Below are 18,883 nucleotides of genomic sequence, written 5' to 3'. Positions count from 1 at the left end.
ATTTAAGCTTAATTTATATTTTAAAGGGATTTTGACTAGGAGTATTATGAAGAGTGGTTTTCAGATAGATTCAGAAGTAGAGAATGCATTACATTTGATAAATAAGTTTAGAAGAGAGGTTGCAAGCAGAGTTCTTGGTCAAAAAGAAATGATAGATGCTATTTTGATGGGGCTTTTAACAGAAGGGCATGTTTTGCTTGAAGGGGTTCCAGGTCTTGCCAAGACTCTTGCAATTCAAACTGTGTCTGATGTTCTTGATCTTGAGTTTAAGCGCATACAGTTTACCCCAGATCTTTTGCCATCTGATCTTACTGGCAATATGGTTTATAAAAGTGCTACAGGAACTTTTAAGGTTAGAAAAGGTCCAGTATTTTCGAATATTATTTTAGCAGATGAAATAAATAGAGCTCCTGCAAAAGTTCAGGCTGCTCTTCTTGAGGCTATGGGAGAAAGACAAGTAACTCTTGGAGATGAAACCCATAGACTTCCAGATCCATTTTTTGTTCTTGCTACTCAAAATCCAATAGAGCAAGAGGGGACTTATAATTTACCAGAATCTCAACTTGATAGATTTTTATTAAAAGTCAATGTTAATTATCCATCAGTGCAGGATGAAGTAAAACTTTTGAAAATATTTTCAGTGGATGGACGTCTTGAAAATATTAAAGTTGCAAAGGTAATGAATGCTTATTCGTTGGCTGATATTAAGAGAACGGTTGGCAGAGTAAAAGTTGATGACAAAATAATGCTTTATATTGTTACTTTAATCTCAGCATCTCGTGAAAGAGATAAGAAAACTTATCCCTTTGCCAAATATATTGAATTTGGTGCATCTCCCAGGGCTTCTCTTAGTTTATTAAAGTGTGCTCGTGTTAATGCTCTTTATGAGGGGAGAATATTTGTTTTACCAGAAGATGTCAAAGCTGTAGCTTACAGTGTGTTAAGGCATAGAATTACGCCATCTTATGAGGCAGAGGTGGAAGAAATGAGTATTGACGATATTATCAGAATGCTTCTTTCTGCTGTAGCGCTTCCTTAGGGAATAATTTTGAAATGATGCAAGATAGGGAGATAAGTAGCAGTACTAAAACTAAGATAAAAGCTTTAAAGTTCTTTTCAAGGAAAATGCTTTCAGAGCTTAATTTTGGTGGTTATCGTTCAATTTTTAAGGGACTTGGTCTTGAATTTTATGAATTTAGACCGTATGAGGACTCTGATGATGCTAGATTTATTGATTGGAATGTGAGCTCAAAAGCGGATAGTATTTTTTCAAAAGTTTTCAAAGAAGATAGAGGAATGAATCTTCATCTTCTTGTTGATAATTCGCTTTCTATGAGCTTGGGAGATAAGGTTAACAAAAAGGATGTTCAGGATTTGTTGGTTTCTATTTTTGCGCACATGGCATTTTTTAATAATGATAAAATAGGAGTTACTTTTTTTTCAAGCGGAATGGACAAGTTTATACCTTCGGGCAAAGGTCATTTACATTTAGGATTAATATTAAGTGAAACGATTAATAGAAGTCTTAAACCAGGTAGCAGCTTAGCTTATATTTTTAAAAATACGGCAGAATATTATAAAAAAAGATCTTTGGTTGTTATTATTTCTGATTTTAAGGCAAATGATTATTTTAAATCTTTAAATGTTTTGAGCAAGAGACATAATGTTGTTGCTATAAGAATTTCAGATTTTTTTGATGAAAATTTTCCCAAAATTGGAACTTTGATTTGTGAAGATATTGAAACTGGAGAGAATTTTTTAGTTTCAGGGTTTAGCAAGTTGACGTTAAATGGTTATAAAAACTATTGGACTCTTGATAAAATAAAATGGAAAAAAGAGTGTATTAAAAAAAATATTAGTTTTATTGAGATTGATACTAAAGAAGATGTTTTTAAAAAACTTAAAATTCTTCTTAAAAAGGGACAATAGACTTTGAAGAAAATTATTTCAAATCTTTTTCTTTTTTTCTCCTTATTTTTACATTCTTATGAAATAAAGAATGAAATATTTATGCCAACTCGTTATTATGTAGGTGATTCTGTCGATTTTAAAGTTTCATTAATTTTAAATGATGATGAAGAGTTTTTCCCTGTAGATTTTAAAGAAGTTAAAGATGAATTTGTTGAAGTAAATTCGATTAGTTATAATAGTGTAACAAATGAAATAATAGTTAATTTTGTTTCTTTTTATATTGGAAGTAGTTCTCTTCCTTCTATTTATATTGGGGATGTAATTAATAAAAATGGTAAGAAAAACAAGGTTGTTTTAAAGAATATAAAAATTAATACTGATAAACTGGTATCTAATAATTCTGATTTTAAGATTAAAAATATAGAAGGCGTTTTATTTGTCCCCGGAACAAGTACCTATTTGTTTTTATTTATTCTTGTTTTATTTTTGATTCCTTATTTGTTTATTAAGCTTTTAAAGTTTTTAAATCGCCTTTTAATTTACCTAATAGTTAAGCATGGACTTAGAAAGCCTTATAAAATATTGCAGAAACAGTTTGTTATTTTATCTAAGTATGCTAGACAAGGTGGTGATCAAAGTGCATTTTATAATTTAATAAATTCTTCTTTAAGAGTTTATTTATCTAAAAAAACAGGTTTAGATTTTAATGCTATTACTACAACAGAAATTTCTGTAATTTTGCAAGATCTTAAGGTTCCTTATGAGATTCGTTCAGCTTTTATTAATACATTAAGGCTTTCTGATTTTAGTAAATTTAGTGGGGTTGATTTATTATTTGATAGCTTGCCATTTGTTTTAGAAGATTTAAGAACTGCAGCATCAAATTTTGAAGAATTTAATAGGGGTGCTAATGCTAACATTTAATGAGCCCTTGTATTTGTTTTTGTTGATAATTTTTCCTTTAATAATTTATTTTAATCATTTTTTTAAAAATAGAGGCGGTAAAATAAAGTTTCCAATATCGCTTTATGGCAATTTTAATTCTTTAAAGCTTAAGGATTATAGACTAAATTTGATGTATTTTTTTACTTATTCTTTTTTATATTTGGCTGCAATGGTTATGGTTTTTGCTTTAGCAGGTCCTTCAGTTTCAAAAAAGAAGATGATACATCTTAGTGCTGGTGCTGACATTGTCATTGTTCTTGATATTTCACCTAGTATGGGGGCTGTTGAGTTTTCTTCTAAGAATAGACTTGAGTTTTCAAAGGAATTGATTAGGCGTTTTATTTCTCAACGCGAAAATGATAATATTGGTTTGGTAGCTTTTGCAAAAGACGCTTCAATAGTAGTACCTATAACAACAGATAGGGATTTTTTTAATAAAAAGTTAGATGATATTTATATTATGGATCTTGGCAATGGGTCTGCTTTAGGATTGGGCATTTCTATTGCTTTGTCTCATTTAAAGCATTCTGAAGCTCTTAAAAAATCAATAGTGGTTTTAACAGATGGAGTTGTTAATTCAGATGAGATTTATAAAGATCAAGTTATTAATCTTGCTCAAGGTTTGAATGTTAAGATTTATTCTATTGGTATTGGTAGTTCTGAAGAATTTAGTGTTGAGTTTAAATTAAGATCTGGAAAATTTTATCAAGGAAGTCTGAAAGAAGTTTATGATCCTAGTATGCTTGCTGAGATTTCGAATAAAACAGGGGGGCTTTTTTATTCAGTTAATGATGATTTTTCTTTTCAATTTGCAATTCAAGATTTTTCAAAAAAGGAAAACTTGGAGAGAAAAATTAAAATAGCTGTGGATAATAAAGACATTTATAAAGAATTTTTAGTTTTAGCGTTTTGCTTATTATTTATTTATTTTATTTTTTCAAAAATCTTCTTAAAAGAGGTGCTATGAGCATAAATAATTATAGTGCTTTATACTTTTTTTTAATTTTATTGTGGATTTTTTTTGTGTGTTTGCTTGATTTTAAAAGAAATATTCCGTTTTTTAAAACCTTAAGCTTTATGTATGGGAACAATTCCTATATTCAAAATTACTGCATTAAAAAGATTCTTATGACAATATTTTTTATTTTTAGTTTGATTTTTTTAATTTTATCCATTTTAGATATTTCTTGGGGGCAAAGAGCTGTTGAGGATGAGAGAAGTAAATTGAGGATTTCTTTTATTTTTGATATTTCGCGTAGTATGTTAAGTGTAGATGAAGGGAAGATTATTAATAGGCTTGAGAGCGCTAAAAACATTATTAGCTTAATTTTAAACAATTTTGAAAATGCAGAATATTCTCTTACTATTTTTAAAGGTAAGTCTATATTGGTTTTACCTTTTTCTAAGGACAAAAACAGTTTAAATAAGATGTTAAATTATATAGAGCCCGATTTAATAAGCTCACCCGGGAGTTTTTTAGGGGATGCTGTTTTTAATGTAATTTCTAGCTTACAGGATGATTCTTATTATAATTTTTTAGTTATTTTAACAGATGGTGATGATTGGGGAGAAAATAATTATTATAGGTTTTCTAAATTTGTCAATAATTTAAAGTTAGAAAGTTTTGTGGTTGGAATTGGTAGCAGCAATCCTTTTTTATTTGATCAAGGCTTCAGTATTAAAGATAAAAATGGAAATTTTGTTAAAACCACAATAAATGAAGAAAATTTACTTCTTCTATCATCTTCACTTAAAGGATCATATTATAACTTGTATTTAAAAGGGATTAACTTTGTTGTTAATGATATAAGAAATGGTATAATAAGAAGAACGTCAAATGATATTATACTTGTTGATGTATTAAGGTATAGAATTTTTTTGGTTATTTCTCTTTTGTTTATTTTTATGTATTTATTTGTCAGGATGATAAAGTGGGACGAGACTTTTTAGCATTTTTATATATTTGCTTTTTATGTTTAGGTTTTTTGTCTTGTTCAAATGTTAAGTCCATGTCTTTAATGGCTATTGGCAATTATGAATATGTTCGGGGAAATTATCAAAATGCAATTTCAAATTATTACAATCTTGTAGAGGATAAAAAATATTCTGCTTGGGGATATTACAATCTTGGAGTTGTATACTATTCTTTGGGTGAATATGAGAGTTCTCTTAGAATATTTTCTTATGCAAAGAAGACCAATGATATTTTTTTAAATTTTAATGTCAATTATAACGAGGGGATAATATATTATAATCAAGGACTTTATCATAAGGCTGAGATGGCTTTTAAAGAGGCTTTAAAAATTAATCCTAGCAGTTATAATGCTAAATATAATCTTGAACTTGCAATAATAAAAAAACGAACAGTGCGCGATAGTTTGAATTCTTTGAGTGTAGAAAAAAGTAAAAATTTTGTTGAGAGCAATGAAAATTTTTTAAGGTATATTGAAAATCTTGAGAGGGTTGTATGGTTGAGAAAAATAGACGAAGGCCTAGCTGTTCCAAGAGAAGATTGGTAATATTTTTTATTTATTTTTTTTCAATTGCAAGACTTTATTCGCTTACGGGTATTGATTTTGTTAAAAATATTAAAGTTTTAAGTGGTGACAAATTTATTCAAATCATAAGGCTTAACAATCCTTTGCAAGATATCGACATAAGTTTGCTAAAAGTTGAAATAAATAAAGAAGTTCAATCCAATTCTAATGTTTTATCAATATCTAGGGCGACGGATAATAATAATTTCCCTTTTATTGAGATTAAAGTTGAATATCTTTTTGAGAGTTTGGGGTTTATTAAGATTCCCCCATTAAAAGTAATTTATAAAGGTGATTTCTATTTATCTTCAGAGGTTGAAGTTAGTGTGCTAAGATCTGATGAAATAAATTCTTTTGGTTTGCCAGTTGATTTATATTGGGATCTTGACAAAAGAGAGGTTTATGAATATCAAAGCATTGGGCTTGTTTTGCGTTCAAATTGGCTTTCAGATGGTAATTCTAATGAAATGTCTGGATCTTTGCCCGCTATTAAAGACGCAATGGTTGAAAAGATGCCTATATTTGGAGATATTAAATATAGAACTTTTCATAATAAAGAGATTTTAGATGTACCTTTTTATAATTTTGTATTAACCCCTCTTAAGGACTCAAAAAATGTTTTGATTCCCAGTTTTTCTTTTAATATTAATTCTAGCCTTGTTAGGAAAACCCCTGAGCTTTTGTTAAAAGTTAAACCGATTCCCCAAGAGGTTAAATCTTTAGCAGTGGGAACTTTTAGAATCGATTATGAGACTCCGACTTATTCGACAATTAAGCAAGATATATTTACTATTTTAATAAAAATTACAGGTCAAGGGAATTTTCCACACTTTTATTTTCCAGAGATTGAAACTTATAATTCTAAAATTCTTAATAAAAAGAAAAATTATAGTTTTAAGCCTTCTAAAAGTGGATACAAGGGCAGTATTTCTCAAGTTTATACAATTAAGCCTGATACTAAAGGTAGTGTATTTTTAAATATTAGTGACTTTAATTATTTAAATCCCGATAACGGAATAGTTTATACTCTTAAAGGGAAAAAATTGAAGTACGAATATTCAGGCGAGCTTAACAGTATAAATAGAGTACAAAGTAATGCAGATTCTGATTTTAAACTATTATCTTATGCTGATATTTTGAATTACAAAAATAAAACTTTTTTATTTTTTGTTTCATACTATTATTTGCTTGTAATTCCAGGATTTTTATTGTCTTTAGCCATTTTAATTAGTTATAAAAAATTTTTTGCAGCATCAAGTTTTGGACTTATTATTTTAATATTGGCTGTTGGTATTAGTTTAAATGCTATAAATGATGGTTTACTTTCAGAAAAAAATATAAATGATTTGGTTGAAAATTATAATACCAAAAATTATGATGCTGCACTTATCAAAATTGACAATATTCTTAAAAAATATCCAAATTATTCAGGGCTTTGGCTAAATAGAGCTCTTATTTTAAGTAAAATGGATAGAGATTTTGAAGCTATTTATTCAGCCTATAAGGCATTTTTGGCTTCTCCAAATAATGAAATTTCTTATAAAGTTATTGATTTAATTGAAGCTAAAAATGGAGTTACAGACAATGTTCGTAATAATAGTTTTATCTTCTCTAATATTTTTTTTATTATTAGCTTATTTTTGATAAATTTTTTAGTCGTATCTATTTCTTATAGATTTTTGGCAAAAAATTTAAAAAAAATAATTGTATTTTTACTTTTTTCTGCGGTTTGTTTTACTATATTTGAGACATATTATTTTTATTCTAAGCAACAATTCGAGGTGGGAATAATTAAAGGCGATTTAGTCTCTCTTTATAAAGTTCCTGACAACTTTTCAAGAAGTTGGAGATTTTTAAAAGGCAACGCAAGCGTTTATATTCTTGACAGCAAAGATGATTTTGTTCTTATTGAAACAAGTTACGGACTTCAAGGCTGGATTCACAAGAATTTTGTTGTGTCTTTAAAAGATGATTTGATCTAGAAAATAAATATTTACAATGTTCTGAAAATTTTTTTAAAGTGTTTAATTTTATTTTTCCCTATAAACTATTCTGCCTTTTGTAAGGTCATAAGGAGATAGTTCAACTTTTACTTTATCGCCAGGAACTATTTTTATGAAATGTTTTCGCATCTTGCCAGATAGATGAGCAAGTACAATGTGCTTGTTTTTAAGTTCTACTCTAAACATGGTATTTGGAAGAGATTCTTTCACAATTCCTTCAGTTTCAATAGCTTCTTCTTTAATATTCAAGACAACCTCCACATTTTTCTCTAATAGGATAAATTTTACATGATTAAACATATCATTTCAATTGTTCTTTTTAAAAATAAAAGCATTATTTTTTGTTTACATTATAAGAAATTGTGTATATAATTACACGAAGTTTTTTAAAAATGTAATTTATAGGGAGGTATCATGCAAAAAGCTAGTTCTGAGGATGAGTTTATTGAAGAAATAAAAAAATTTCTTTTAGCCGAAAAAAAAGAGATATTGGATTCTATTAAGTCTGTAGAAAATAGCAAAAAGGAAATCATTAATAATGATATGTATCCAAAGGATGTTGTTGATATTGCTTTTGATAATATGGATGGAAACAATCTTGAAGCATTAGGTTTTGTTGAAAAGAGAAAGTTGAATTTGATAAATCAAGCTCTTTATAGAATTTCTCAAAATTCTTATGGTAAGTGCTTGGCTTGTGAAAAAGAGATCTCTAGAGAGAGACTTTTAGCGATTCCTTATGCTTTTTTATGTATTAGTTGTCAGACAAAAAAAGAAAAAAAGAGCAAAAGATGATACATCTTAAGTTAGTTATTTAATATTGTAATTTCTACTCGTCTATTTTTAGCTGCTAGTGGGGACGATTTGAGATATTTTGGTTTTTGAGATCCCCATCCTTTAAACAGTATTTGGTCTTTGTTTTTTACTTTCATTTTTATCAAATAATTCCCAATTGTACGAGCTCTTTTTTCAGAAAGCTCGTGCATCTCTTCTTTCGACCCAAATTGTTCAGTATGTCCTTCTATTAGAAGGTTATTTTTTTTAAATTTTTCAAGAAGTTTAGCTATAAGATCAAGTTTTTTATATTCTTTTTGTAGTATTTGGAATGAGTCAGGATAAAATTCAATATCAAAGCTTAAATTAATACCTTTATTATTTTTTTCAACGTCAATAGCGTTTATTTTTTTTTCTTTGATGTAATTTTCAACTTCAGTTTCAATGAAATTATCATTTGGAAGTTCAATTGAAATGATTTTGCCAAGGGAATTCCCAATCATTTTATAATGTTGATTATTGTTTTGTTTTATTTCAAATATATATTTATCGCTATATTTATATGTATTACCAATTTCATTGTCAAAATAAATTTTTTGGACTACTTCTTGAGAGAAAGAGATATTTTTTATATTGTATTGTGATTTATAATTTGAAAGAATTATGTGGTAATGTTTGCCGTTGTGTTCTTCTTTGCCTTTGTATTCATAGCTAACATTAAATTTTACAACGAAATCTTTTAAGTTTTTGTCTATTTTTGAAGCTTCTATATATTCTTCTGCAGGGTATGTCCATTTTTCATTTAATTTGATAGGTGTTTTCGGAAACCTTGGAATGCCTCTAACAGAAGGTCTTTTTTGATTTGTTCCTATTATATATTCTCCTTGCTTATTTACACTAAAGATTTCTTCGAACTCTTCATTCAATAGGTAAGGTTCATTAATATTTTCTCTTTTTAAGATTCTAAAAAAAGCTTTAATGTTTGCAAATTTTTCTTTTATGTCTTTTATTTCAGTTGAAATTTGAATATTGGTTGTAGAGCTTGAATTGTAATGACCGTTGAAATATATTTTCTGATTATCTATGCCTTCTAGTCTAAACTTTGCCCCTTTAATGTATTTGAATTCAAAAACTTCAGAAGACAAAGCTAAGTTTTTAACTAAAAATAATAGCAACAATAACATGGTTGCTTTGGTATTCATTAATAGATTTTATCATAAAATCATTTAATTTTTAAATTTTTATTAAAATTGCTATTTAATATTTTGTTCTTATCTGATATTGATTATAATTTATAACACGGTGAATATTTATTTAAATTATTAATTAATAGAGGTTTTATATGAAATATGAAAAAATAAGAATTAATTTAAATCTAAAAAGAAAAAGCGGTGTTTTGCTTAACATAAGCTCTTTGCCATCTAAATATGGTATTGGAGATTTAGGTAAGGGGGCTTATAAATTTGTAGATTTTTTGTTTGCATCTTCTCAAAGTTATTGGGAAATGTTTGCTTATTCCCCTATTGATTTTACAAGATCTCCTCCTTATTCAATTTTTTCGGCTTTTGCTGGCAATGTTTATTATATTGATTTAGAAGCTCTTGGCAAATTTATAGATTCAGATTTAAATCTTTTAAAGGAAAATGAAACTAGGTATTCTAATTTAAAAAAAGTAAGTCTTAAAGATAAATTTCTTAAAGAAGCTGCTTTAAATTTTATTAATAGAGCTTCGGTTGATGAGATTAGAAGGTTTGAAAAATTTAAAAAAAAGGCTTCTTATTGGCTTTTAGATTTTGCAAGTTTTGTTGCATTTAAAGAATATTTTTTAAAAGAACCAAAGGATGCTTTTAATGTTCTTTTTGATAGAGGAATCCTTAAAAGAAATGAAAAAGACTTATTTAAATTGAGAAGCATCCTTTCAAAAGAGATTAAAGTGCAAGAGGTATTGCAATATTTCTTTTTTTCACAGTTTCAAGCTTTAAAACGATATGCAAATGATAAGGGAATTGAGCTAGTTGTGGGTTTACCTCTTTTTATAGCATATGATTCTGCTGATGTTTGGGCACATCAAAAATATTTTAAGTTGAGATTTGATGCAAGTAAAGATAAGGTTTCAGGAATTTCTCCAGATTATTTTGCAGAACAATATCAAGCTTGGGATAGTCCAGCTTATAGCTGGAATGTTTTAAAGAAAGTTAAGTATGAATGGTGGATAAAAAGGATCAGGGCTTTAAGAAAGTATGTAGATATAATTAAAATTGATCATTTCAGAGGTTTTGTTTCTACTTGGGAAGTTAGTGCCGGTGAGACTCATGCTTTTAACGGGTTGTGGGTAAAGTCACCCGGACGAGATTTTTTTAATTTTATTTTAAATGAAATTAAAGATTTAAAAATTTGGGTTGAAGATTTTCAAAACGATCCTGAAGATGTTTCAAGGCTAAGAGATTTTTTTAATTTTCCGGGAATGAGAATAATTAAGCTTGCCTTTGATTTTGATTCGGGTAATCAGAATCTTCCCCATAATTATGTTAAAAATTGTATAGTTTACACAGGGATTGATGACAACAATACAATACGAGAATTTGTTGATTCTTTAGATGATTTGCATAAAAAGTATATTTTTGATTATTTAAATACAAATAAAGATTTTGTTGTTTGGGACATGATAAGAAGTGCGATGAGCAGTGTTTCTGATAATGTGATAGTACCAATGCAAGATTATATTAGTTTAGGAGGAGATGAATTTAGGGCAAATATTCCAAAAAGCACTTTAGATAATTGGATTTTTAGATTATTAGAAAGTGATTTAGATACCACTTTGAGCAAAAATATAAGTTTTATTACAAGGCTTTATGGTAGAGCTTAAAAATTTTAAGAGTAAATTTTTGATAAAATTTTAATATTTTTAATTTAATTTAATTGAGATAATTTAGATCCAATTGATCAAATAAAAGTCATTGTTATTTAATATTTTTTGATTTGCAAGTATCATGTATTAATGTGCATGAAAATTTTTATCTATTGGATAGTTATTTTCTTCTTTTTTGCTTTTAAAGTTTTTAGTGTATTTTCATTAACCGATGAAGAATTTTTTAAAAAATATAGTTTATTTTTTGTTCATAAAGGATTTTTAAGTAAAAATATTAATGGGAAAATAACTAAAGTTAAAGTTAATGGTATAGATTCTAGGTGGATTTACCCTTTTCATGGGCTTACCCCCAGTCGGATTACTTCTATTTATGAGGATATTTATTCTTCAAGTTCATTTTTAACTACAAGCAATAATCTTTACGTTTCTTATGACTATTCAAAGAATTTTAGGGAATTGGTTGGAATTAGCAAATTTAACAGTAGTGCGTATATTACATCAAGTGCTTTCTCTCAAGGAGATTATAAGCGTATTGCTATTGGAACTGCGATTCATGGCATTTATCTAAGCATTGATGGAGCTGTTAGTTTTAAAAATTTAAATCGTTTACTTCCTCAGATTTATCTGGGCGCAGGGTATTATGATATTATTAGTGCTGTTGAATTTTCAAAAGAAGATGTAAATAATTTATATTTTTCTTCTGGAGTTTATGGAGATATTTTTTTAATTAGTCAGAAAAAGGGATTTCTTAAAAAAATATCTTTTCCTTTTAAAAAGCAAATAATACGTATTTTAGATTTATCTAGCAAGAATGTGGAAAAAATTTTAGTCAGAACATATGATAATCATTTTTATTCTTATTTTAATGGGCAATGGACATTTGTTGGAAAATTATCTCTACAAGATAAGGATTTTGCTGAAAAATCACAAAGGATGCAGCTTGCTAAAAACAAAGGGTCTATTTATTTAACAGCATACACATTGCGTGATAATAGGGCAGTTGATGAAAGATTTAAATTTATTAAAGATTCAGGCATGAATGCCGTTGTAATTGATTTTAAAGATGATAGTGGAAATTTAACTTATTCTAGCAAGCTTTCTTTGCCCAATAAGTTAAAAGCTGTTAAAAACTTGATTGATGTTTCTTATATTCTTAAAAAAGCTAAAGAGCTTGGAATTTATGTTATTGCTAGGTGTGTTGTATTTAAAGATGCAAAATTGTATTATTATGATAATTTTAAGCATGCTCTTTGGAATAAAAGGACCAATAAACCTTGGGCTAATTTTATTAAAAAGGTTGATTCTAGCGGTCTTGTGAAATATGTGCAATTAGAGCATTGGGTAGATATTTTTTCTCCTGCTACTTGGGAGTATAATATTTCTATTGCAAAAGAAATACAATCTTTTGGAGTTGATGAGATACAATTTGATTATATTAGATTTCCATCAGATGGTCCTGTATCTCTTGCGACCTCAAGAATAAATAAGTATGAGATGTTGCCCGTTGATGCTCTTGAATCTTTTTTGGTTATGGCAAGAGAACAGCTTTATGTTCCTATTTCTGTTGATATTTATGGATACAATGGTTGGTTTCCTACCAATAGTATTGGGCAAAATATTTCAATGTTATCAGATTATGTTGACGTTGTATCCCCTATGTTTTATCCCTCGCACTATACCGATGATTTTTTACCAAGCAATTCTTATTATACAAAAAGAGCTTATAAGATTTATAAAGAGGGAGGCGATAGAGCATTTGTGTTTTCTCTAGATAAGGTTGTTATTAGGCCTTATGTTCAAGCTTTTTTGTTGGGAAAAGAAAGGTTTGTGGATGACGAGATTTATTTGAAATATTTAAAGTTTCAGCTCAAAGGCGTCAAAGAGTCTTTTAGCAGCGGTTTTAGTCTTTGGAACGCATCTAATGTTTATTATATGGTTAAAGGAAGTTTAAAAGAATATTTAGATTCTTTTTAATTATTGTTTCTTATAAAGGAGATTCATTTGGAACATTTAATCCAATTTTTTTATCTAGGGTTTGGTATTTTTTTGTTATATCTCGGCGGTGATTTGCTTTTAAAAAGCTCAGTTGGCATTGCTACTTGTTTAAAAATTCCAACACTTTTAATAGGAGTTACAATAGTGTCTTTTTCAACAAGTGCTCCAGAGCTTTTTACAAGTCTAATAGCGGCTTTTAAGGGTAAAAATGAAATTGTTGTTTCTAATGTTATTGGTAGTAATATTATTAATATGTTGCTTGCCTTGCCTTTAGCGGGATTCTTTTTAAGAATTAAGGCAGATTTTAAAAGGCTTAAGCTTTCTTTTATGTTTCTATTTTTATTAATGTTTCTTCTTTTGCTGCTTTCGTTTGATTTTGGATCTTACTCTTTTTTTGTAATACCTTATAATCGTTTCAGCTCATTGAGTATTTTAATTTTGTTTTTATCCTATTTATTATTTTTTTATAAAGAAGAAAAAGCGCATGCAAGTTTGGAAAATTCTTTTCAAGAAGGTGTAAGCCATTTAAATTATGGTTTAAATTTTATATTTTTAAATGTATTAAGTTTTTTTATTAGCATGTATTTTCTTTATTTGGGGTCAAAATTATTGGTGGATGGGGCTCTTTATGTTGCCAATAATGTTTTTAATGTTAGTGAAAAGTTGATTGGAATTATAGTTGTAGCTTTTGGAACAAGTGTTCCAGAGCTTGTTGTATCTCTTTTTGCAATAATCAGAAAAGAGGTAGACATTGCATTTGGGAATATTATTGGTAGCAATATTTTTAATATTGGTTTTATTTTAGCTAGCAGTAGTTTTTTCAGGCCTATCTTGTTGCAAGATATTTATATTGTGGATTTTAGTATAATGGTGATTATAACTTTAGTTTTATTTTTAGTGGTTAAATTTAAAGGGGTTTTTGGTAGAGGCATTTCTTTGATTTTTTTACTTTTATATATTTTATATAATTTAATGTTATTTAACTTTTATTGATTATTTGATCTTAATTTTAGCTTGTTAATATATTTTTAATGTAATATGTTTTATTATTTAAATGTAATATAAGGGAACAGTATGAAAAAATTACCAGAAATTTTTTATATGAGTAGCAAAGAAGTAGATATTTTAATTTCTCAGCTAGGAATATCTTCTGATACCCAAAAATCAATCTTGAAAACAATTTTGTCTTATAAAAAGGATTCTATAGATTATTCTTCTTTTATAGAAGAGCATTCTGTAAAAATAAGAGGTTTAAAAGGGGAGCTGGATTTTTTATTTCGCAAGCTTTATGAAGTTAAAAGAGGAATAATTACTAATAAAATAGCACCAAGCGGAGAATTTTTACCAGATAGCATAATTTTGACCGATGAGGCCAGCTATGATTTTTATTATTACTCTATTGAAGATTTATTTTTGAAAACCTATATAGGAATAGAGCTTTTTAGTTCTTTGCTTACTGTTAAGAATATAGAATCTAATTTGTTGGTTTTTCAGAATGAATTTATAACTATTACAGATTCAGATATTAATTACAAATTTTTTGAAACAAAGTCACGACTGAAAGAAATATTGGTTTGGAAATCATTAATAATTCCATCGAGCAGGGCTTTATATTTTATTGAATTTGTAAAAAAAATATTTTTTAATATTGCTTCTAATAATGTTGTAAAAGATGTTTTCGTTAGAATAAAAGGATTAAAGCTTATTGATTATGAGAGAGTTTTGGAAGAGGGTAAGAATATTATTGCTGCTATTTCCAAGATTCTCTCTGGCATGATTGAAATTAAGGATGAAGTTCTTGGCAAGAAGGGAATCACTTTTTCAAAAAATTATTTTGTTTTTTTGAATTTTCTTAATCTTTTTATTAAAAATGAAAAAGACTTAGAAGAGCTTAAAGCTGTAGAAGCTATTAAAATTGATGAATCTTTAAAATCAATTGAAAAGACTTTAGAGTTTAAAAAAGGCCCAATTGATAAAGAAGAATTTTTTAGTATTTTAAAAGTTTATTCTGAAGGCTTGAACGATCCTGAAAATTTTTTATTAGTTTCCAATATGTACTTTTTTGAATCTAAAATTAATGATATCTTGCCAAAGATATTTCAAGTAAAAGAAAATTTTTACTTGTACAAACCCTTTGCATATGAGTTTTTTCTAGAGGAATATGAAAAGGTTTTAGAATTTCTTAATAGCGAATTGAAGGTTATTATATTTAAAATTCTTAGTTTTGGAGATGATTCTTCTTCTATTTTTACGGAAGAAGGCTTAGAAGGAGTTATAAATAGATTGGTATCTAGATATATTATGAATGAGTATTGCTTAAAAAATAAAGTCAAATTTCTTGACCTTATTGTTTCTCATTACAGAAGAATTTATAAAACCCAAAGTGTTCAAGTTCATATTAAGGATCTGATTAAAGTTGAAGCGGCGAAATATTTTAAGAATAGTAGTGAATTGCTACCTTTATATAAAATATATAAACTTGATTTGTATTCACTTTTGAATGCTGCTTATAAAGAGTTAAGTTTGTTTAAAAGAATTCTTTTGTTTTTGACAGGCAAACACCAAAGCTATAAAGAGGCTTTGTCCAGGTTAGATTTTAGAGCTGGTTTGAATAAAAGTGGAAGTGGTCTTTTTGATTCAAACGAAAGAGTTAAAAGACAGTTGGAAAAAATTAGAAAACAAAGAGAAGAAATAAAAGCGCAAGTTAGAAATTCTTTTCCTAAAAAAGGCACAACACCTTCTAAGCAAGCAGTAAATAAAAACTATACAAAGCAAGAGCAAGACGAGGCATGGGTTAAATTTAGTGATAGAATACAAAAAAAATAGTGCTTGCAACTAAGTGGATTTATTTGTTAAAATAAATCCTTCGGTTTTCTTGCTGTATTTTTTGAAGTTTGGCATTCTGCATAATGCTTTATTTTTCCATTTTCAAATTTAGATTTCATTATAATTTTTCCTCCCCATCTACTTATTAGTTCTTTTGACCCCACTCTTTGGGCGTTTTTAGAAATTTTTGCCATTTTAAGTTCCTTTTGATAGATTTATTGTATAATAAAATCTATCAAAATAATTTTGATTTATCAAGGAATTTATTCATGTTATTTATAATATTTTTTGTGAGTACTTCTCTTTTTTCAAAAGAAGTTTACTATAGGTTTGCAGATTATTCTATTAATTACAATATAGTAGGCAAATATGAGATTACAAAAGAAGAGTCTGAGGAAGAGTATGGATATAAATTCACTTATGATCGCAATAATAATCTTATTTTAGTTGATTATATTGGCAAGCTTAGCATTTTAATGCCTTCTTTTTTTAATGCAAATCAAATTAAAATAGAAAGATCTAAGAACAATGAAAGACGTATATTTTTAAATAGGGGACTTGCTTTTAAAAATAATAATGGTGTTTACATTGAGCATATAGAGTATATGAGTGATGGTAGTGGTAGGATTAAAAATATTTTTAATTATAATAAGTCTAATGAAATGGTTAGAGATAGATATGATGTTTCTTATTATCATTTTTTATATGATAATGAGAGAGAATACAGTGTTTACAGATTTAATGAAACAGGGATTCAAATTAAAGATTTGAATAATGTATATTTTACAAAGGTTAGTTATGATCATGCTAAATTTGTTAAAACGGTTTTATATTGCGATGAGAATGGTTATATTGTAAGATCTAAAAATGGCACTTGTGGGTTTAGATTAACTTATGATGCTAACCATAATCTAATTAAAGAGGAATATCTTGATAAATCAGCTCACACTGTTTCAAATCCATTTTCTGTAGCTACTAAAATATATCATTATGATGTTGATGGAAAAGTTATTGAGATTTTAAATTATGACATTAATAACAATTTGACTCCCGATGAAAATAATGTGGCAATTTATCGTTATGAATATTATTTGAAAGAGAAAGATTGTTATTACAAAGAATATAATTATGACAATAATAATAATTTAACAATCAGCCAAAATGGGTATGCCATGAAGAAGACTATTTTTTATATCCAAAATAATGAAAAAAGGATAATAAACTATAGCAACAAAATTAACAAAAATTATAATAGAAATATTCCAACTGTTTATGAAGAAAAGTATGAAATAATGGACAATTTTAAAGGCATTGCTATTTATAGTTATAAATATGATGACAATTTTTATTTAATAGAAAATATTTTTTTTGATAAAAATTTTAATTTAATAGCCGATGTTAAAGGTGTGATGATTTACAGATACTCTTACGACAAAGAAGGATTTTTGATTGCTCAAGAACATTTTGGTGGGGATTTTGTTAATCCAGTAGATGATTTTGGAGGCGTTTCAAAATATAAATTTAGCTACGATTCTAATGGTAATATGATTTCAAAGAAAAATTATTCTAAGGATGGAGCTTTGGTTGCTGATTCTAATTTTGTTTTTGAATATTTATATGAATATGATAAGCAAAATAGGCTCGTTTCTCAGAAAAATTTTGGCAGCTTGGGACAACTGCAAGATGATATTCATGGAGTTAGTTTTTATAAATATGAATACAATAAATTTGGAAAAATTTCAAAACAATCAAATCATGGTCCGGATTTAAGATTAAGAGATGATGTTGGGGGATTTGCAATTTATAAGTGGATTTATGATGCTAGGGGCAACTTAATAGATTTTCAAAAATATGATTCTTTGGGCAATTTAATATAAATATTTTCTGTTCTCGTATTTTCCTATATTACATAGTAATTCATAATGACTTCTTTTAGAGAATTTGCTCATTTTGTCTATGCTTAATTTTTCTGATACAATTTCTACTTTTGAACCCGTTTTAACTTTCAAGTCTTTAGGAATTTCTATTATTGTTATATTCATGCAAACCTTCCCCCTTATTTTACATTTTTTATTTTTTATTAAAAAATAAAAATTATTATTTATATTTTGTGGGATTCCATCGAAATATCCAATTGGGATAATTCCTATTTTCATATCTTCTTTGGCTTGAAATGAACCTGAATATGAAATTTTTTCACCTTTTTTTACATTTTTTATAAATATTACTTTTGAAAATAAGTTCAATACGGGTTTAAAATTTGGGAGATTTTTTTTGTTTTTTAGTGATGGATAATAACCGTAAAGAATAAGACCTGGTCTTACCATATTAAATTGTGAACTTAGCTTGTAGTTGACAATGTGTCCCGAATTAGAAATATGGACAAATTTTGGATTTATATTTTTTTGTTTAAGTGTCTCTAAAAAAAATAAGAATTGCTCTATTTGTTCTTGTGTGGTTTTAAAGTTTTCTGTTGCTGGTAGATGCGAGCAGACCCCATCTAGTTCTAAAAATTTTGAATTTTGAATATATGTGGCCATTTCAAGGGTATTATCATCTATTTTTATTCCATATCTATTCATGCCAATATCAATTTTTAAGTGAACTTTTATTTTATTTTTTTGTAATGCGCATTCTTTTTCTATTAAAAATAGATATTCAAAATCAGCAACAAATGGTAATAGCTCAAGTTTAATTAGATTTTTAATTTCTTTTTTATCCACTTTAATGTACATCAGTATTTTTGTGCTTTGATCAATTTTTTTCAGTATTTTGGCATCTTCAATATTGAAAAGTCCAAAATAATTTATTTTTTTTGCTTTTAAAAATTTAAAGATATTTATAAGTCCGTGGCCATACGCATCGCCTTTTAAGGTAGCCACTATTTCTTTTTCACCGATTTTATTTTTAATTAAATTTAAGTTATGCTCTAAATTATTTAAATTTATTATTATTGATTTGTTACTGCTCATTCTTTTATTATCATATATTTAGTGTTCTTAGAGAAGTAAAATTCTTTTTTCTGT

The 18,883-nt window shown here is 27.4% G+C and carries 17 protein-coding genes; 13 read left to right on the top strand and 4 right to left on the bottom strand.

The window, feature by feature from the left end; translation table 11 throughout:
* Window positions 1–46: 46 nt before the first annotated feature.
* Genes DB723_RS00850 through DB723_RS00820 form a run of 7 tightly spaced genes read left to right on the top strand, consistent with a single transcriptional unit; the run spans window position 47 to window position 7,375 of the window.
* Window positions 47–1,039, top strand: coding sequence for an AAA family ATPase (locus DB723_RS00850; protein WP_151551441.1), 993 nt, complete (start codon window positions 47–49; stop codon window positions 1,037–1,039).
* 14 nt (window positions 1,040–1,053) lie between these two features.
* Window positions 1,054–1,929 (top strand): DUF58 domain-containing protein, encoded by an 876-nt coding sequence (locus DB723_RS00845; RefSeq protein ID WP_151551439.1) that lies wholly within the window; start codon window positions 1,054–1,056, stop codon window positions 1,927–1,929.
* Between the two features lie 3 nt (window positions 1,930–1,932).
* Window positions 1,933–2,835, top strand: a complete 903-nt coding sequence (locus DB723_RS00840; protein WP_151551438.1) for a hypothetical protein — start codon at window positions 1,933–1,935, stop codon at window positions 2,833–2,835.
* Window positions 2,822–3,823 carry a vWA domain-containing protein gene (locus DB723_RS00835; protein ID WP_151551436.1) on the top strand — a complete coding sequence of 334 codons (1,002 nt, stop codon included), beginning with the start codon at window positions 2,822–2,824 and terminating at the stop codon, window positions 3,821–3,823. Before DB723_RS00840 ends, DB723_RS00835 begins: the two co-directional genes overlap by 14 nt.
* A complete protein-coding gene (locus DB723_RS00830; protein WP_188093255.1) occupies window positions 3,820–4,806 on the top strand; it encodes a VWA domain-containing protein in 987 nt (328 codons plus the stop codon). The genes DB723_RS00835 and DB723_RS00830 overlap by 4 nt, the downstream gene beginning before the upstream one ends.
* Window positions 4,788–5,375 (top strand): tetratricopeptide repeat protein, encoded by a 588-nt coding sequence (locus tag DB723_RS00825; RefSeq protein ID WP_151551433.1) that lies wholly within the window; start codon window positions 4,788–4,790, stop codon window positions 5,373–5,375. Before DB723_RS00830 ends, DB723_RS00825 begins: the two co-directional genes overlap by 19 nt.
* A complete protein-coding gene (locus DB723_RS00820) occupies window positions 5,369–7,375 on the top strand; it encodes an SH3 domain-containing protein (RefSeq protein ID WP_151552904.1) in 2,007 nt (668 codons plus the stop codon). Before DB723_RS00825 ends, DB723_RS00820 begins: the two co-directional genes overlap by 7 nt.
* A 48-nt stretch (window positions 7,376–7,423) precedes the next feature.
* On the opposite strand, the gene infA is transcribed toward DB723_RS00820, so the two are convergent.
* On the bottom strand, window positions 7,424–7,645 hold the full coding sequence (gene infA / locus DB723_RS00815; RefSeq protein WP_002556767.1) for a translation initiation factor IF-1: 222 nt from the start codon (window positions 7,643–7,645) through the stop codon (window positions 7,424–7,426).
* A 165-nt stretch (window positions 7,646–7,810) separates the two neighbouring features.
* Here infA and DB723_RS00810 point away from each other — a divergent pair, with 165 nt between their 5' ends.
* Window positions 7,811–8,188, top strand: coding sequence for a TraR/DksA family transcriptional regulator (locus tag DB723_RS00810; RefSeq protein WP_151551431.1), 378 nt, complete (start codon window positions 7,811–7,813; stop codon window positions 8,186–8,188).
* An 11-nt stretch (window positions 8,189–8,199) separates the two neighbouring features.
* On the opposite strand, the gene DB723_RS00805 is transcribed toward DB723_RS00810, so the two are convergent.
* Entirely contained in the window at window positions 8,200–9,369 is a 1,170-nt protein-coding gene (locus tag DB723_RS00805; protein WP_188093254.1) for an OmpA family protein, read from the bottom strand.
* Between the two features lie 140 nt (window positions 9,370–9,509).
* Between DB723_RS00805 and malQ the strand changes: the two genes are divergently transcribed.
* The 4 genes from malQ (at window position 9,510) to DB723_RS00785 (ending at window position 15,857) form a co-directional block, all read left to right on the top strand.
* Window positions 9,510–11,033, top strand: a complete 1,524-nt coding sequence (malQ, locus tag DB723_RS00800) for a 4-alpha-glucanotransferase (protein ID WP_151551430.1) — start codon at window positions 9,510–9,512, stop codon at window positions 11,031–11,033.
* A 132-nt stretch (window positions 11,034–11,165) separates the two neighbouring features.
* Window positions 11,166–13,010, top strand: a complete 1,845-nt coding sequence (locus tag DB723_RS00795) for a putative glycoside hydrolase (protein ID WP_151551428.1) — start codon at window positions 11,166–11,168, stop codon at window positions 13,008–13,010.
* 27 nt (window positions 13,011–13,037) lie between these two features.
* Entirely contained in the window at window positions 13,038–14,024 is a 987-nt protein-coding gene (locus DB723_RS00790) for a calcium/sodium antiporter (RefSeq protein ID WP_151551426.1), read from the top strand.
* An 81-nt stretch (window positions 14,025–14,105) separates the two neighbouring features.
* Window positions 14,106–15,857 carry a hypothetical protein gene (locus tag DB723_RS00785; protein WP_151551424.1) on the top strand — a complete coding sequence of 584 codons (1,752 nt, stop codon included), beginning with the start codon at window positions 14,106–14,108 and terminating at the stop codon, window positions 15,855–15,857.
* 26 nt (window positions 15,858–15,883) lie between these two features.
* On the opposite strand, the gene DB723_RS00780 is transcribed toward DB723_RS00785, so the two are convergent.
* Window positions 15,884–16,051 carry a hypothetical protein gene (locus DB723_RS00780; protein ID WP_002556760.1) on the bottom strand — a complete coding sequence of 56 codons (168 nt, stop codon included), beginning with the start codon at window positions 16,049–16,051 and terminating at the stop codon, window positions 15,884–15,886.
* A gap of 75 nt (window positions 16,052–16,126) precedes the next feature.
* Between DB723_RS00780 and DB723_RS00775 the strand changes: the two genes are divergently transcribed.
* Window positions 16,127–17,734, top strand: a complete 1,608-nt coding sequence (locus tag DB723_RS00775) for a hypothetical protein (protein WP_151551422.1) — start codon at window positions 16,127–16,129, stop codon at window positions 17,732–17,734.
* Here the strand turns inward: DB723_RS00775 and alr are convergent.
* Window positions 17,726–18,847 (bottom strand): alanine racemase, encoded by a 1,122-nt coding sequence (alr, locus tag DB723_RS00770; protein WP_151551420.1) that lies wholly within the window; start codon window positions 18,845–18,847, stop codon window positions 17,726–17,728. The genes DB723_RS00775 and alr overlap by 9 nt on opposite strands.
* Window positions 18,848–18,883 lie beyond the last annotated feature (36 nt).

Origin of the sequence: Borrelia maritima (assembly GCF_008931845.1) — a bacterium.
In the GTDB taxonomy this organism is placed as follows: domain Bacteria; phylum Spirochaetota; class Spirochaetia; order Borreliales; family Borreliaceae; genus Borreliella; species Borreliella maritima.
Note: the sequence above shows the minus strand (reverse complement) of the source record. Positions and strands in the feature narration are given on the sequence as shown.